General features: G+C 33.0%; 14 protein-coding genes and 1 CRISPR repeat array. All 14 genes read right to left on the bottom strand.

Features of this window, described 5'->3' with window-relative positions; translation table 11 throughout:
* Positions 1–147: 147 nt before the first annotated feature.
* Positions 148–975: a CRISPR direct-repeat array (repeat unit 37 nt; unit sequence GTCTCGAAATCACTCTGTTTCCGAGTAATAGGTAAAT).
* Positions 976–1,320: 345 nt separating this feature from the next.
* Positions 1,321–3,531: a CorA family divalent cation transporter gene (locus ACYQ19_RS05535; RefSeq protein WP_459978438.1), complete on the bottom strand. Its 2,211-nt coding sequence runs from the start codon at positions 3,529–3,531 to the stop codon at positions 1,321–1,323.
* A 31-nt stretch (positions 3,532–3,562) separates the two neighbouring features.
* On the bottom strand, positions 3,563–4,318 hold the full coding sequence (cmr6, locus tag ACYQ19_RS05530; RefSeq protein ID WP_459978437.1) for a type III-B CRISPR module RAMP protein Cmr6: 756 nt from the start codon (positions 4,316–4,318) through the stop codon (positions 3,563–3,565).
* 1 nt (position 4,319) lies between these two features.
* Entirely contained in the window at positions 4,320–4,679 is a 360-nt protein-coding gene (locus tag ACYQ19_RS05525) for a type III-B CRISPR module-associated protein Cmr5 (RefSeq protein WP_459978436.1), read from the bottom strand.
* On the bottom strand, positions 4,676–5,494 hold the full coding sequence (cmr4, locus tag ACYQ19_RS05520) for a type III-B CRISPR module RAMP protein Cmr4 (protein WP_459978435.1): 819 nt from the start codon (positions 5,492–5,494) through the stop codon (positions 4,676–4,678). The genes ACYQ19_RS05525 and cmr4 overlap by 4 nt, the downstream gene beginning before the upstream one ends.
* A complete protein-coding gene (locus ACYQ19_RS05515) occupies positions 5,491–6,423 on the bottom strand; it encodes a type III-B CRISPR module-associated Cmr3 family protein (protein ID WP_459978434.1) in 933 nt (310 codons plus the stop codon). The genes cmr4 and ACYQ19_RS05515 overlap by 4 nt, the downstream gene beginning before the upstream one ends.
* Positions 6,420–7,781, bottom strand: a complete 1,362-nt coding sequence (cas10, locus tag ACYQ19_RS05510; protein ID WP_459978433.1) for a type III-B CRISPR-associated protein Cas10/Cmr2 — start codon at positions 7,779–7,781, stop codon at positions 6,420–6,422. Before cas10 ends, ACYQ19_RS05515 begins: the two co-directional genes overlap by 4 nt.
* Entirely contained in the window at positions 7,778–8,833 is a 1,056-nt protein-coding gene (locus tag ACYQ19_RS05505; protein WP_459978432.1) for a hypothetical protein, read from the bottom strand. Before ACYQ19_RS05505 ends, cas10 begins: the two co-directional genes overlap by 4 nt.
* Positions 8,834–9,910: 1,077 nt before the next feature.
* A complete protein-coding gene (gene cas2 / locus ACYQ19_RS05500; RefSeq protein ID WP_459978431.1) occupies positions 9,911–10,186 on the bottom strand; it encodes a CRISPR-associated endonuclease Cas2 in 276 nt (91 codons plus the stop codon).
* Positions 10,186–12,327 carry a CRISPR-associated endonuclease Cas1 gene (gene cas1 / locus ACYQ19_RS05495; RefSeq protein WP_459978430.1) on the bottom strand — a complete coding sequence of 714 codons (2,142 nt, stop codon included), beginning with the start codon at positions 12,325–12,327 and terminating at the stop codon, positions 10,186–10,188. Before cas1 ends, cas2 begins: the two co-directional genes overlap by 1 nt.
* Position 12,328: 1 nt before the next feature.
* The gene (locus ACYQ19_RS05490; protein WP_459978429.1) at positions 12,329–13,390 is read right to left on the bottom strand and encodes a Card1-like endonuclease domain-containing protein; all 1,062 of its coding nucleotides are present in this window, start codon (positions 13,388–13,390) and stop codon (positions 12,329–12,331) included.
* Positions 13,391–13,414: 24 nt separating this feature from the next.
* Positions 13,415–14,335 carry a helix-turn-helix transcriptional regulator gene (locus ACYQ19_RS05485; protein WP_459978428.1) on the bottom strand — a complete coding sequence of 307 codons (921 nt, stop codon included), beginning with the start codon at positions 14,333–14,335 and terminating at the stop codon, positions 13,415–13,417.
* Complete coding sequence (locus tag ACYQ19_RS05480) at positions 14,325–15,173, bottom strand: DUF3137 domain-containing protein (RefSeq protein WP_459978427.1); 849 nt, start codon at positions 15,171–15,173, stop codon at positions 14,325–14,327. Before ACYQ19_RS05480 ends, ACYQ19_RS05485 begins: the two co-directional genes overlap by 11 nt.
* 2 nt (positions 15,174–15,175) lie before the next feature.
* Entirely contained in the window at positions 15,176–15,742 is a 567-nt protein-coding gene (locus ACYQ19_RS05475; RefSeq protein ID WP_459978426.1) for a LemA family protein, read from the bottom strand.
* A gap of 57 nt (positions 15,743–15,799) precedes the next feature.
* Positions 15,800–17,287: a DNA recombination protein RmuC gene (locus ACYQ19_RS05470; protein WP_459978425.1), complete on the bottom strand. Its 1,488-nt coding sequence runs from the start codon at positions 17,285–17,287 to the stop codon at positions 15,800–15,802.

Here is a 17,287-nt window from a genome sequence, read left to right as displayed (position 1 = left end):
TTCAATGTCAAAAAATGACGCTTTGTTTTTTTATGTTTTTTTCTTTTAGTGTCTGTCACTATAAGAGTTAATTGGAAGAAACAATGTTTCTTCCGGGTAATAGGTAAATATCGTTTCCGCCCTTGTGTTATCTGCATTGGGTAATACGTCTCGAAATCACTCTGTCTCCGAGTAATAGATAAATAATGTTTTTTTGCTTCTTCCTCCTCTTCGTGTTAGGGTCTCGAAATCACTCTGTCTCCGAATAATAGGTAAATTTGCTGCATTGTTTCACGAATTCTCACACTACACTCATTGGAAGTCTCGAAATCACTCTGTTTCCGAGTAATAGGTAAATGTAAGAATGGAAAACAATCTCACTTTATTCGAGGAATTTCCTTATTTAGAACAAGTCTCGAAATCACTCTGTTTCCGAGTAATAGGTAAATTTCCTTGAATACCAGGTAACTGCCCTAAGTTTTTCATTTCAGTAGGCGTCTCGAAATCACTCTGTTTCCGAGTAATAGGTAAATACAATGTTTTTTTAAATCCATTTGAAATTTTGTTAAATTTTGTCTCGAAATCACTCTGTTTCCGAGTAATAGGTAAATGGTATGAAAAAAGAGAGTTGACCATTTGGGTCAACTCGTCTCGAAATCACTCTGTTTCCGAGTAATAGGTAAATAAACCTTCTTTCCAAAAAAAAGAAGCGAAAAAAACAAAGTCTCGAAATCACTCTGTTTCCGAGTAATAGGTAAATGGCAACACTTGACAGAAATGGGATCAAAATTCTTGACGCAGCTGTCTCGAAATCACTCTGTTTCCGAGTAATAGGTAAATGCTATCTTAACATTAAAACTAATCTGGTTTTTCGAAGATAGTCTCGAAATCACTCTGTTTCCGAGTAATAGGTAAATTTTGGTTTTTGCTGTAATTATGGTCGTTTTTACAGTGACCATGTCTCGAAATCACTCTGTTTCCGAGTAATAGGTAAATAGCCTATATCCCGGAAATCTTATTTTAGCATATTTTTGTTTAAGTTTCCTCTCTCCCCAGTTTACCGCTTACTCGAAAAAAGTCGGAGAATCAAAACTTTTTTACATCCCTCAACTTCATCATTTTGCTTAAAGTTTGCTTAAAATTCCATATTTTAGGCACTTTTCTTTATTCTAAAACTCGGAAAATCGGATAATGTTTTTTTGATTTTTTGCGATTTGCCGACTTTTTATTTTTTTACCTATTACAAACCGCCTATTCTCGGGACTTTTTTAACAACAAATTGTCAAAAATCGGAGAATCGAATCTCTTGAAACCTTATTTTAGTCGATTTGCCGACTTTTTTCAATCCTGTTTTTTAATTTTTGAATATTTTTGGCTAAAAAAAGTCGGAGAATGATTTTTTAGTTTTTTATTCAAAGAGGAATAAAAAACACCGATAATCAAACTTAATAATAATATTAATATACCGACAATCAAACTTTTTCTCTTGTTTTTGTTTTTTAGATACAATGATATTTTTTTCAAATCCACAAGAAGTATTCCACCTATAAAACCAAACATTATTATCAAAAACACAATAATACTCTGTTTTATTTCAATACCATTTATACCCAATACTCCCACAATAAGACTAGAAGGGATAAATACGGCACCCAGAATCGACAAAAATTCAAGGTTTTCGTTTCTTTCTTTTTCTTCTAAAATATCAACATAATTATCAAGTTCTTCCATTTCCCTATCAAAACTTTCAACTAACTCTTTTATATCAGTAATTTCAAGAAACTTTTTGTAAAGTTCTATTCCCTGTTCCTGAGGTGTAATCTCTCGAAAATATATCCCGTTTAAAAATTTCAGATAATCGTGATAAAGATTTTTAATATCTTTTCTTATCTGGGTTAGATTTAGATTTTCTTTTTTATTTGTTTTAATTATGGATTGGATTTTCTTTGAGAAACTTATAATAAGGCTTCTGTATAACAATACTAAAACAGACATCTGGTAATACATCGTTTTGGTATGCGTTAACATTAAGTCCCAATTTCCAATCCCGACAAAAGAATAACGGCTTATTCCCCAAAACGTTCCGTATTTTCTCCATCTCGGATATGTCGATTTTTTAATGATTTCCGCACAAAATTCATCATCCTGACACATTTTGTCTTTTCCATCAACGAAAACATACTTATACCACCATTCGTTATTGATATAATCATCCTTTAAATCTTTTAAAAGCCAATTAGGCGCCATATAAAAACTGACGACAAACATCCTGTCATCAAGAATCAGGTCAATATTATCACCTATAAAACCTTTTATGAAATTAGGAATCAGAAGTTTGTTCTCGTTTTCTGTTACGTCATATGTTTCGGCAAATTTGCAAAAGTCCTCTTTGTAAACCTTCTTATCCAGAATAATTTTTATTTCATCCGGTAAAAAAGAGTTTTTGGCGGCTAAAACATTGTCTTTGTCGATATATTGTGGAAAAATTCTTCTGCCGTATTCATTTATTTTCAGTATGTCATCTTTGTCATCATAATCGTAATTGTTAAGATGAAACGACAAAACACCTATATCCCCGTCAAAAAGCCTTAAAGAAATATCTTCTATCTCAAGCTCGTATGTTTTTTCAAATTTGCTGTTTTCATCTTTAATTTTTATGATATATCTTTTGTCTTTTATGTTCTCAAGATTTTGTTCATAATAAAATGATTTATAAAGGGTTTCTCTTGTATATTTATAAAAATATACATATTCGTTATAATATTCCGGACTTTTTATTTTAAAATCTTTTTTTTTAAATCCGTTATTTTCAATTATTTCCTTAAATTGTTCCTTATCGTTTATTAAAAAAGGCAAAATAAAAATATGGGTACTGATTAGTTTTTTTTCTTTTTCATTAAACATCTTTTCGATTATCCTTTCATCAAGTTTTTCCTCTATTCCGAAATAGCCCTTTTCCCCTCCTCCGTAAAAGACTTTTTTGTTTTTAAATTTTTGTTTTAGTTTTTTGTTATCAAATCCGTAAAAAATGGTAACTTTGTCATTATAAATTACATACCTCTCAACCCCTTCAGCAAAAAGTCTGTCCGCAAGCGGTGAAAAATGCTCATAAGGAAAATAATTGATCTTTTTAAGAGGCAAAAAAGCTGCAGCGGCTTCTTCCTTTGGTGTTACATTTTGGCATTTTCTGTCATATTTTCTGATTCTCTGAATATCTGAATCGTTAAAGCAGGCGTTTTTAAGAGCTCTAATATACCCTTTGTCATTCAAAGCCACGGCTTTTTCAAAACGGCTTAATTTATGCCCCAGAATTTCCGCCACCTGCTCTATTGAAGAAGGTTTGAGAGAGTTTTCGTTATGATGGTCTATATGTTCTATATTCGGCAGACTCAAAACACCGGCATCATCTTCAAATTCTATCAAATATATTTTGTCGTAGTTTTTATACTTTTCAAGTTCGTCTTTTATTTCGGATGTTTTCGCACCCCATTTAAGTTTTTTGTCAACAAATTCTTCTTTATATTTTTTTAAAAGCCTTTTAATGGCACACATTTCAAGATCACAGCCGCCCAGGAAAAAAACCCTACGCATCCTCAAATCTTCCGTATCCCACGTTGGTTTTAGCACCCAGTCCCAAATCTTTTATTACTCTTTTTACAAACTCTTCTTTTTTTTGGGCTTCATTTTTAAATATAAACTGAAATCTGAAAACCACTCCCCTTTTAACCTTTAAAAATTTAATAGGCACAGGGTTCTTTGTCAATTCTTTATGCGGCGTTATAAAATCTTCATCAAGCACTTCTTCGTTATTTGCCACTATTTCGGCATCTAAAAACACATCTTTGCTAAAATCCAATTCCTTTACATTTAGTTCTTTTTTTAAACTCTCAAAATACTCTTTTTTATTTTCATCTTCCACTACGTGCGTTACGACACCTTTGATACTGCTTCCGGGTATATACGGAAATCCCATGGTATAATCAAGCGACAACCCTAAATTTATACCCTCGTTTACGCTCTTTATGGCATGAGGATATCCGCTTCCTATCAAAAGCCCTGCTGATTCCACCCTCAGATCAAAACTGACATTGCCGATTTTTCTGGGATTGTTTGAAACTTTTACGGATATTATTTTTTCAGCTTTTTCTTTTGCCTTCTTTTTATTCTCCTCTTTTACCTGTGGATTGTCCATATTTAAATATTCAAAATTTTTAAAATAATCTTTGTAAAACAAAAAAGAAAGGTTCGGTCTGGATCTTCTGATCTTAACTTTTTTATCTGGGTTTTTGTTTTTCTTTGTTTCAGTATTGTCGTCAAACCCGACTAATCTCATTCCCATTTCAGTCCTTTAAATCAAATGTTCTTATACAGAGTTTCATAGCAGTGGCGATATCCAAAATTTTGTTTTTCAAGTATTTGTCATTATCGAACTTAACAATATATTCTAAAAGCGAATTTTCTATAATGTTGTTTTCTTTTTTTAAAACTTCCAAAATAATGTCGACTATTTTTTTTCTGTCGGCTTCACTTGAAGAAGTGTTACTCTCAAACATGGCAACCGTCGACCTAAGACCGCTCATCATTACGCTGGCGCCAAAAGACGAAATATACCCGTTATATACTTTTTGAATTTTTCCGTTTGGAAATTTTGTATGTAATATCTCTAACACATCCGGAATATATTTTTCCACTCTTTTCATTTTATTTCCTTTAATGTAGAAAATCCGTAACCTATAGATTTATTCGCACCGAACTGAATCAGCTCTTTGTTTTTTATAACTTTTTCAAACACTTCGTTGAACTCTTTCACTTTATTATTTTGTAAATTTTTCGGTTCTTTTATAAAAAAGTAAAACTTACTTCTTTTAGGAACGATTTCTTCATACCATAAATTGTCACTTGTCCCATCTTCATTTAACTTGTTTCTTGCGATAAACGGAAGGTCTATGTTTTCAAACAGGTTATGCGGATATAAAACAAATCTTCCTAAAAATTTTTCAAGAACTTCTTTTGATTCTTTAGAAATATTGCCTTTTTTTGCTTTTTCGTCTTCTACGTAAACCTCTTCAGTATATTCGTCAAAATACAATATTTCATTGGATACCGAATTTTTAAGCTCATTGAATGCTTTTTTTATTTTTGTAATATTGTCACTCTCTTTTACAAATTCAAAATAATCCAAAAATTCTTCAATAATTTTATCGGATATAGCATTAAAATAAAGCTCCACATTGCTTCTTACAGGCAACGTCAACAGCTTTGCCTCAAAAAAGCTGTATGCGCCCGGATTTTTCATATCGCTGTTATCCGGATCCTGCCCGAAAATATATGTAATCTCATCTTTTGAACACAAATCTTCAAAATATTCCCTCAAAGCCCCCTTCAATGAACTCGAATGAATTACAGGCAGGTTTGTTACAGGATCCTTTTGCACAAGATTATCCACTACACCGAAATTTATGTCACCGCTTCCTACATGCATATTTGTTAAATTTTCTAAAATAAATAGTCTCATTTTACCTCCTTGATTATATTAAATCCTATTTTTTGTGATATGTGTGTTAAATCGTTTTTGAGATTCACAAACAAAGAGCCTTTTTCATATAAAAAGACGCTTTTGCTTTTATAAAACCTGTGTCCTTTTCTTCCTCCGTATTGTTTTATGGTTTTATAAACACATTCATTGGTAATTCCGAAATCGGTGTTCAAATCCGGAATATAACAATCCCCTATTGCAAGAAACAGCTTCTCCTCACTTTTAACAGGGATTTTAATATCTATACTATCAATACTATCCTGTGTTTCTTCAACGCTCATCTCAAACATACTTCCGTCCGCCCCAAGCGTTACAATAGAATCCTTAAGATCAAAATCCACATCTATAAAAAACGCAAAATACACATTATCGGAAAGTTTATAGGCAATTTTCTTAAAAAACGAATCTTTTTCCCTCTTTTTGGCATTAAAAGCCATTTCAACTTCTTTAAATATATCCTCACCGGATAAAGAGTCTTCGTTTGAAAAATATCTGCCCCATACACCCTTTTTATAATCAAAACCAACAGCGAAATTGCCGTTTTCTTTTTTAACATATTCGATATCCGGCGCATGAAAATAATATTTTCCATCAGAAAAAATAAACACCGGGGATATGGATTTGATTTTTCCAAATTCAAGTTTTTCATCCCTTTCATCAAAATAGAGCTTGCCTCTGCCCACAAGTTCTTTGGCTTTTTGATAGTCATCTTTTAAAACCCATTCGTCTTTTAAGCCTCTTTTAAGCAAGCCGCTTTGTAGCAAAATCTCCTTTCTAATCATTCCAAACACTGCACTCTGCTGAGGAAACAAAGCAGACTTCACAAAATAATTGCTTCCGAGTTTTCCAAACGTATTGTTATATCCGAAAAAATACGGAGTAAGAGGTTTTAACTTTACAAGTTTCATTTATCACCCTTTAAAAATTTCATAAATCTAAGAGTCGAATATATGGTTTCAAACCATAAAGGTTCGTCTTTGGATCCATAAATAAACCCTATCAGTTTTTCAAAAAAATTTTTGTATTCCGAATGATTTTCATTAAAAAAGTTGTCAAAAAAGTTATTTAAGGCTTTTTTATCTGCTTTAAGTGAATCCAACAATGTTTTATGCAAAGAGATTTTCAAATATATTGAATGTAAAAACGCTTCTTCCTCGTCCGTTTTCAATAAATCCAAAAATTTAATATATACTTCGCTGTGTTTTTTTAAAACACTTCCGAATTCCTGTCCGCTGTGTTTTATGACTTTAAAGGCGACGGAATTTTTCTCTTTTTCGCTTTTTGCCTGTGAAAGCAGGTTTCTGCTAATTTCCAAAGCTTCATTCATAGGAAATTTGTAATATGTAATACTGATCCCAAAAGAAAGAGTAGACTGGTCAAAATCATATTTTTCACTGATGTTTTTCACCAAATCAAAGATAGTCTCGTTTCCGTTTTTTACGGGGGCGAAAAACATCAGATCATCACCACCGGCATAAATAACTTCACCTCCGTAATTTTCTATAATACCAACCGCCTCTTTTGAAAAGTCAAAAAGTTTTTTTGAAATTTCCCTCAGCTGAGAAGGCTCTTTATCCTGGATCAGTTTACTTAAATTATCCCCGTCTGCATGGACAATCGCCACGTATTTATAATAAGGCTTGATTTTTTTGAGTTTTGATATCTGTTCGAAAACCGCTTTTTCGTCTCTTTTTTCAAAATGGACTTTATAATAATATTTTTCCATTATTTCTTTAAATTTCTCATCTTTTCTTATTTCCGTCATCGCAATTTCCGGTAATGACAAAAATCTTTTCGTCTCTTCCAGTGATTTATATTTCTTGTCAATCCAGTTTTTTAAAGGTTTTTCGTTTTCATAATTTTCCGTTTTATAAAAAAGTTCACTGCAGTTCAAAAGATAATTGATTCTTTCCTGCGGCTTTTCACACTCATCCTCTACCACATAAAATTTCAAATACTCTTTAAAAAACTTATCACCAAGTTCTTCAACAACGGCATCAATTGCGTTAAATGCCGCATTTTTCCCGCCTTCATAAATAATCCTGTCATGAAACTTGCCTATTTTTTCATCTTTAAAAAACTCTTCGCTGTTTTCGACATAAGGAGTTATAAATCTGTCTTCATCGATATATTCCGATAATTTTTTAATAATTTCTTTCATTACATAACTGAATAAATAACTACTCCCCCAAATTTCTCTTGTTTTTTTGGCCGAACTCAGTGTTTTGTATATAGGCCCTATGCTTATTCCCGTATATTTTTTCATTGTTCAACCTTTAACGTGCCGTAAGCTTCTTTTAAAAATTTATTTATTTCATGATCTGAATTGTTACTTATTATTTGATTTTTTTGCTGATAAACAAAATCCAAAAATTTATTTAAATCAAGTTCATTTGCTACATTCATACTAAAATTCCTGTTTCCGGCTTTTATATGTAATCTGTTCGCAAGTCTTACATCCGGATACCAGCTTTCCAACCAAAAATAAATCTTATATTTGTCGTTTGAAATTTTTACGGGCTTAAACATAAGAGGTGACGGATATCTGTCCATCCCAGATTTTTTAACCTGCAACACTCTTCTACGTTGTTTGGGCAAAGTGTTACAATTAACAATTCTTTCATCTATACAATAGCTTCCCCACCTCTGAATACCGGAAAAACCGAGCAAATCCCTAACTATTTTATAATTATTTCCGCATCCGCTTCCCCTGGATATGCCAAGTTCGTTTTTGATTTTTCTTTTTTCCCAGGTAATGCCGTTTTCACACGCATATTTATACATCAGTGATTTAAAATAAAACCCTTTTTCATTAATACCTGATCTTAAGCTTTTATAAAAATAGGAAAGAGTTTTTTTCCAGTTTTTAATAGTTTCAAACGAATACACCCTGACATCCGGTTTAATAAAACCGGCTTCGGTTGTGAAACTCCCAAACCCTTTACTGGTTCTCATTCCAAAATTATGAACACTGACAAATTTATCAAAATATTTTTCAATCAAATCCAAAACTTCTTTGTTATAGGCAAAAAACTCAACTTCCACATCCGCCGTTACAAATTTTATTTCAGGTTTTTTAATAGCACCGAAAAACAGAGGATCATATTTAGGTATATCATGAATGTCAATATTAGAATATTTTATCGCCACTTTATAAGGATAATCTTTTTTGAAGGATTTTTCGTCATTTCTGTAATTAATTTTTTTTATGAGAAATCTGTCAAACGCGGGTTTTAATTCTGTAGCTCTTATAGGAACGTCACCGGGTTTAAAATGGATTATTTCCGTATGCTGAATAAGTTTGTAACTTTTTTTCATAACTCCCCTTTCTCGAATATAAAAAATTTTAACAAAAGATTTTTTGAATATTCATTCGAAATTAATAAATTTTCAAAAAATTTCATAAATTTTAAGAAAATTTGTATTTACAACAAAAACGAAAAAATTAATATGACATTTTTGATACTTATCTTACTTTTTTATGACTTTTTGATTTATAAATTATATATGTATATACAGACAAAAAACGACGTTGAAAAATTCAATCTTATTAGTGTCTGGCACTAATGAATTGAGTCGGAAGAGATATACTCGTCTCTTCCTAGTAATAGGTAAATAGTAGCAGTTAGTGGTGACTTGGTTCAAGAGAACTGGGTGTCTCGAAATCACTCTGTTTCCGAGTAATAGGTAAATAACAATAAATATATAGTGGTAGCAGGGAATTATGAGTCTCGAAATCACTCTGTTTCCGAGTAATAGGTAAATAAAATCGGTGGAATTGAAAGTACTCAGACAGCAGGTTGGTTTTAGTCTCGAAATCACTCTGTTTCCGAGTAATAGGTAAATAATGGAGGTGAAATATGAAAAATTTCAAAAACATTGCCGCTGTCTCGAAATCACTCTGTTTCCGAGTAATAGGTAAATCAACAAGCGTGGTGCTTTGATAGTTATCAAAATGCAGGTCTCGAAATCACTCTGTTTCCGAGTAATAGGTAAATAGCCTATATCCCGGAAATCTTATTTTAGCATATTTTTGTTTAAGTTTCCTCTTTCCCCAGTTTACCGCTTACTCGAAAAAAGTCGGAGAATCAAAACTTTTTTACATCCCTCAACTTCATCGTTTTGCTTAAGATTTGCTTAAAATCCCACATTTTAGGCACTTCTCTTTATTCTAAAAGTCGGAGAATCGGATAATGTTTTTTTGATTTTTTGCGATTTGCCGACTTTTTGTTTTTTTACCTATTACAAACCGCCTATTCTCGGGACTTTTTAAACAACAAATTGTCAAAAATCGGAGAATCGAATCTCTTGAAACCTTATTTTAGTCGATTTGCCGACTTTTTTCAAGCCGTTTTTGCCGTTTTCGGGCTTTTTAGGCCTTAAAAAGTCGGAAAATCAAAAAAAGCCTCCTATTAAATCGAATACTTTTGAATTTTTCGTCAAATCAAACGATTTACTCTCACAGCTCTTACATATATGGTAAAACCTCACGCTGTCGTATTTTTTTGAAACGATTTTTTTAAGCTCCCGTTTAATGGTATTCAACTCTTTTACCGAAACATCCATCTCAAACACCGAAAAATTAACCCTTATCCCATACCCTTCCAACAATTCGGAAACTTTTTTTCTTCTTTTGTCATCCGTAATGTCATATGCCACAACATAATACATCAGTATCTCCCTATAAAAGGTCTGAAAGGTTTATTTTCGAGAATATGGTTTCTAAACTCATACGCCTGGGAATATATGATGTTTTCTATCTGCATCGATTTGTTTTTATATTCGGTAAATGTGGCAAGGCGTTCGTGTATGTTTTTTGAGATGTTTTTTCTGCTTTCATCATCCAGTGCGCCTTTTACGACTTTAATGTGCTCGTTTTTGTTTATCATTGCGACAATAGTCCTGTCAACCACGTAACTTCTAAACAGTTCCATAAAATCAAAAACAAGAGTGGGTTTGGTGTTTTCAAGCGAATGCAGATAAGAAATATGCAAACTCAAACCCGCCGTAATCAAAGCGTGCTGAATTTTTCCGTATAAAATTGCATACGCATAATTCAACGCCGAGTTTACCTCATCGCCGGCGCCTTTTGTAATCCTTTCAAACCCTTCTTTGTCAATCAGCTTTCCGACTGCATTCCAGTAAGCTGCGGCGGCGCTTCCCTCATATCCCATCAGTTCGTTTATTGAAGCCGCTTTGTTTGTGTTTTTGATTATTTCTTTTATCGTTTTTATTTCCTTATCGGTTTCTTTGTGGTATTTGTTCATATAAATTAAGAAATTTTTTTGATTTTTCAGTTTTGCATAAACAAATTTTTTTGCGATATCCAAATGTTTAGGTGTGTTTAGTATCGTTGCCTGTTTGTGTATCAGCTGATGAACCGAGGCGTTATAAAAAGTAACACTTGCGTAAGGGTTTGACTTTTTGTCTATAAAATCAATGGAAATGTTTAGATTTGAAACTTTATAAAGCACATTGGAAGATATTGAAAAACCTTCCGATTCGACTATTATCCGTTTGATTTTATTAACAGGAAAATATTTTATTACTTTTCCGTATTTTTTGAGTGTGAATCTGTTTTTGGAAACGCCCAGGCTCATTCCGTATCCGGAAATATGTATAAGCCCAGAAAGGACGACTTTTCTTGCGTATCTGCTTCTTTGGACGTTCAGTGCGGATTTGACGCTTTTTTGTAAATTGTATGCCCTTTTTAAAATAATATCCACAACCCTGCTTTTGGATACGAAAACATCCAAAGCTTTCATATTTGTTAAAACTTCTTTTATTTCCGATTTTTTCAAATTCTCTTTTTGCCCTATTACCGCTTTTACCAGAGAATCTATAAGAAGGTTTTTAATTTCTTCTTTTGCGGCGGTGTTGTTTTTGACGATCTGCAGGTAATAGTTTGATATAAGAGTAAAGTATCTGTCTATGTTTTCAAAAGAATTATTCTCTTTTGCGTAAGAAAAAAGCTTCTGTTTTATTTTTTCAAATCTTTCGTTATCGAGAGTCCTGTATTTTCCCCTGAAATAAACCCCTAAAAATGTAAATCCGTTATTTATGTGCGTAATGTATGTTTTTTCTTCATTTAAAGAAAGTTTCAGCAGTTTTAAAAATCTTTTAAGGTTTCTTAATATAAACTCCGCTTTTTTCTTCGATTTGGCAAATACTACGAAATCGTCGGCAAACCTGACAAAATCTATATTGTGTCTTTCTAAAAACTTATCCATCATATCAATATATATGTTTGAGAGTATAGGTGAAACCACGCTTCCCTGATCGACACCCGCAGTGTGTTCGATGAAATTATTTTTCGTATCAAACGATCCTATTTTCAAAAAAAATATAATGTATTTGATTAAAATTTCATTTTTTATTTTTTCTTTTAATATTTTTACCAGAAGGTCATGGTCTATATTTTCAAAAAAATCCTCTATATCCGTTTTCAAAACATGTGTATATCCCCTGTTGATAAAATCGCTCACCCTGTTTACCGCACGCAGTGCGGATCTATTGGGTCTGTATGCGTATGATTTGTTGCTGAATGTTTTATCGTAAAGTTGTGTTAAAAATTTTGAAATAATACGCTGGACTATTTTATCTTTTGTTAAGCTTAGTTTTATAGGTCGTGTTTTGTCTTTTTGTTTCAGTTCTATTTTAATCAGCGGCTCGGGAACGTAACTACCCGATATCAGCTGATTGTGAAGGTTTATAAAATTTTCCTCGTCATTTACAAACTCAAAATAATCTTCAGGCTTTCCTATCTCTTTTGCAGCTGATTTTAAGTTCTCAACCGAAAAAAGATCTTCCATTTTAAGCCTTTAAAAATTCATATATTTCCTTTATTTTCCCGGGTGTGAAATTAATCAGCCTGATGTCGAAATTTCCCGCTCTTTTTTCTATCATTTCCTCAACTTTTTCCTTTAAAGAGACAATCACCGCTTTCGAATCGTAATCGACTATTCTTTTAAGCGCGGCGTATTTATATACCACTTCGTTCATGTCAAGCATTTTGTCTTTATGTTTGCATTCTATTATATGAAGATGATTGTTTTTAATCACCAATACGTCGTATTCGTTTTTAAAGCCGTTGTCATATACTACGGTGCTGACTGATATGTCATCAAAATCGTATTTTTTTAACCGAAGATAAATATAATATTCAAAAAGTCCCCCGGTTAAAAGCTGTTTATCTGATCTAAAACTAAGGCCCATGTTTTTTAAACACCTGTAAATATTAGGAAAATTGTATTGCGTAGGTTTTTTATACTGATGTTTAAATCTTTTGTCATTTGGATTAACGGTTAAGGAGAATTTTAATTTTCTGTATTCTTGATGATGTTTTTCAAAAATTTCACTGATATGCTCTTCATTGGCAACGGCAAAATTTATGTCGCTGTTAAACCATACCTCAACGCCTTTTAGCAAAAAGTGCTCTTTTATGCCCATAGGTTTGGCTTTTTTTCTTTCTATTATCCCGTTTTGGCCTATGATATGGTATTCATTGTCAAAAATATCGTATGAAATGAATTTAACGCCTTTATTAAGCAGTTTTTGAGTCATTATGGTATTTAACGTGGCAAGCCCGTCGCTTATGTTGATGTATATGTCGCCTTTTGAGTTTTCGAGTATATATTTGCAGGCTTTGTCAATTGCACTGCCGGAATCCTCATCTATTCTTACGAAATGCTGGGTTATGGTTTTGTTTTTTTCGATACAGAAATTTTTTACGCCCTCTTTAAATTTTCTGGCGTATTGTGAGTCTCTTTTAGAATCGTCCGAAATAATTATGTGTGTTGAAATATCATCAAAAAAATCATAAAAAACGGGAGCCACCGACGAGAAAAAATCCCCTATCACACTTACCAAAGTCATAACAAACCTTTTTAAAAATTATAACTAATCCAAAATTTCTTTTGCAATGTTTTCAAGTTTATCCTGTAGATGTGAGGGTGAAATTATTTTCATATAAGGCATCCATTCCTTTGCCAAAAGCAGTATTTCGTTTTCATCATTAATATAATATTTGAGTATAAGCCCCTCTTTGGTGTCTTTTACGATAGTCTGCGAATCTAAGAATTTTTTGGCTTTAAAATGTCTCTCCACTTCCTGGTCTACAAAAACAATAACCTCGAATTTCGGTTTGTCATAAGCGCTCATTAACGATTGAAAATTTTCGATAAATTTTAAAAGCTCTCTGTTTTTTTTGAATTCTTTGGATTTTAAATTCACTTTTTTTATAAAATTCAGCCTTAAAAATTTCACACCGCCGTTTAACTCTTCGTCATCCTGTGTTACAAGATACCAGTTCCCTTCGGCAAAAACTATTTTATGGGGTCTTAAATTCTCAAAATATCTTAAACGCTCACCCTCATATTCCACATCGATCGTCTGGGAATATTTTATTGCCTTTTTTACTTTCTGAAAAAGCGAAAAGTTCATTATCTCTTCAAAAGGTGATATTTTTATATAAAACAGCTCATCGTCAATTATTTTTTTAAGCAGCTTTTCTTCCACATTAAAGTATTTAAGCAGATTGGGATTAAATGCGGAAACGATGTTTGCAAACTTTTCAAAATCCTCATAATCTTCCTGATTTAGAAGAATTTCCCTAACTTTCTCAAAATTCAAAAATTTATAACACCCTCTACTTTCCTGAACCAGTTCAATATCGAAAAACTCGCTTATATCTTCAAGATACCTCTGAATGGTGCGCACACTCACATTCATTTTTTGGGCGTATTCTTTTGTGCAGATTGTGTTGAGTTTTGAAAGGTCTTTTAAAATCTGAAGTATGTTAAAAACTTTTTTATCCTTCATAAAACCCCTTGTTTAATGATTCTTTTAAAAAAATTGCATATTCCACAGGAAACAGAATTTTTCGGATTATTTTATCATTTATTTGTTCAAAAAGCGGTATGTTTTGTGTAAAATCATCATACTCAATTTTTGTAAACACCAAATCTTTTATAAAACTAAGATACTTCACATCCGCTTCTTTGTATAATTTTATCAATAATTCCATATAATTATGATCAAGCAGATACCTCGCCTCAACCTGATCCGCACTATAAACGTCAAAAAGTTTTTCAAATTCCGGATTATCCATTTTTACCCTGTATTTATCATACGTAACTGGCAAAAAATCACTCAAATGAAAGCTTGATGGTTCAATCAATACATAATCTCTCACAAATCTGTTGTGCTTTAAAAAAATCAAAAAACCAGCAAACTTTGTAACCGTTCTTATTTCTATATTCCCTTCGCTATCTTCATCCTCTTCTTCTTTCGTAAATTCCACATACGCAAGCCTGAAATCCTTACCTACCACAAGACTATGCGAATCATAATCGTCATATTCAAAGTTGAAAAGATTACTGCTGAGGGCTTCATCTTCTTTAAACCCTTCTTTTGGGAAAAAATGTAAATCATTGCTTTTCAACAGAGGCTTTAATATCCTCTCGATAAACGCAGATTTGTAATCTTCAACTGCCGATATCGCCATTCCGATAATTAAAAGCGCTATAACCCCGCCTATTAAATAATGCCACCAAAGCACGGCAAATTTAAAAGTCAAATATCCTACAATTCCAACCAAAACAACAGCCAATAATACTTTAAAAACGGCTGTTTTTCTCAACAATTCAACTTCCTGCATTTTCAGCCTTTAAAATAATCGGCAACGTTTATGTTTTCACGTTCATTCTCAGGAATTTCAAATACTTTTTTGCGGGTGTATCCCATCATCGAAGCCAGTATGTTAGTCGGAAACATCTCTATTGCATTGTTATAATCAGTCACTGCCTGGTTATAAGCCCTTCTTGCCGCCGAAATTTGATCTTCCACATCCTTAATGGCGTTTTGCAGCTGCATAAAATTTTCGCTTGCCCTAAGTTGCGGATAATTTTCGACATTAACCATCAAATCCCTTAAATACCCGCTTAATCTGCTTTCAAGTTCTATCTTTTCATTTTCATCCGTTGTATGCAAAATTTGGGATCTTATTTCCGTAATTTTTGTAAGTAGATCCCTCTCATGTTGCATATATTCTTTTACGCTCGCAATTAAATTGGGAATCATATCCACTCTTTTTTTCAAAAGTGCATCCACTGCACCATACATATTCTCAACCATGTTTTTTCTGGCAATTAAAGAGTTATACATCATTACAATAAAGATCAATAAAACAAACCCGCCGCCCCAATACATCCAATTCTCGAAATGCATAATCACTCCTTTTTTATTGCCATTTTAAAAGAAAAGAAAGACAAAAAATGACGTTTATTAAGAATTTTCGGAAGTTTCTATCAGTGCGGTGTCGGTTAGATCTTTTGAAATCTCTTTTTTTGGTTTGATTCCGGCTTTTTCTTTTAGTAGTTCCACCTGTCTTAGGACGTTGCCCCTTCCGGATGTAAGTTTGTTTTTGGCGTTGTCAAATGATTTTTGCGCGCTTTCAAGCGATTTGCCGATTTTCTCAAAATCTTCCGTAAATCCCCTTACCTTGTCGTAAAGACTCTCGGCCGCTTTTACCACCTCATCGATGTTTTTGGCCTGTCTTTCAAACCGCCAGCTGCTCTCAATCGCCCTTAAAGACACCAAAAGAGTGGTAGGCGATACAAGCACCACCCGTTTTTTAAACGCATACTCAAAAAGCCCCGGATCGTTTTCAAGGGCAAGTAAAAGTGCGTTTTCCACAGGCACGAACATAAATATAAAATCAAGTGAATTTACGCCTTTTAGGTTTTCGTATCTCTTTTCGGCCAAATCGTCTATATGTTTTTTCAGTGCCTGGATGTGCGCTTTTATGAACGTTTTATCTTCCGTTTTTATATATTCCTGATATGCATTAAGAGATGTTTTGGCATCTATTATCACATCCCTGCTGTTTGGCAGATGAACTATTACATCCGGGCGGTAGCGTCTGTTGTCTTCGTCATTGAGGCTTACTTCCCTCTCATACTCCCTGCCTTTTTCAAGCCCGCTTAACTCCAGCACTCTCTCAAGCACCATTTCACCCCAGTTACCCTGTGTTTTGCTCTCACCCTTAAGGGCTTTTGTAAGGTTTTCGGCATCTGTTGAGAGTTTGTGGCTCAATTCTTTCAGGTTTTTGAGTTCGTTTTGAAGGGCGCTGATTTTTTCGGCTTCGTCTTTGCTTAAAAACTCTATTTTTTCTTTAAACTCTTTCATCTGGTTTTGAAGCGGGTTTAGTATCTGCAGTAAGTTTTCTTTTGAAGTTTTTGTCATTTTTTCGTTTGTTTTTTCCAAAATTTCGTTTGCAAGATTTTCAAAAGTGGTTTTTAATTTTTCTTCGCTTTTTTTAAGAAGTTCGAGTTTCTCTTCAAATGCTTTTTCACTCTCTTCAAGTCTGGTTTTAAGATCCCTGTTTTCAACCTGAAGTTCGGAATTTAACATATTCAAACGCTTAAGTTCATCTTCAAGTTTTTCAAGTTGTATATTTTTATCGGAAAGCTGTTTTTGGCTTTCTTCGTATTTTGTCATAATTTCTTTAAGCATCTCTTTGTTTTTAAAAAACTCTTTTTCAATGGTTTCATATTTTGTTTTATATTCGTTTAGGTTTTTCACCTGTTCTTCTTTTATTGCGCCCTGTGTTTTTTCATATTGAAGATTTGCCGCAAGCTCATTGATTATCTCTTCTTTTTCATTAAGCATATTAAGAAGTTGGGTATTCTTTTTCTTAATAAACAACGCAAAAGCCAAAAAAACGACGGCCAAAACACCGATTATTCCAAGCAGTAAATAGATATTTTCCAT

Source organism: Nautilia lithotrophica, from assembly GCF_054656815.1.
This window is presented reverse-complemented; position numbering and strand designations above follow the sequence as displayed.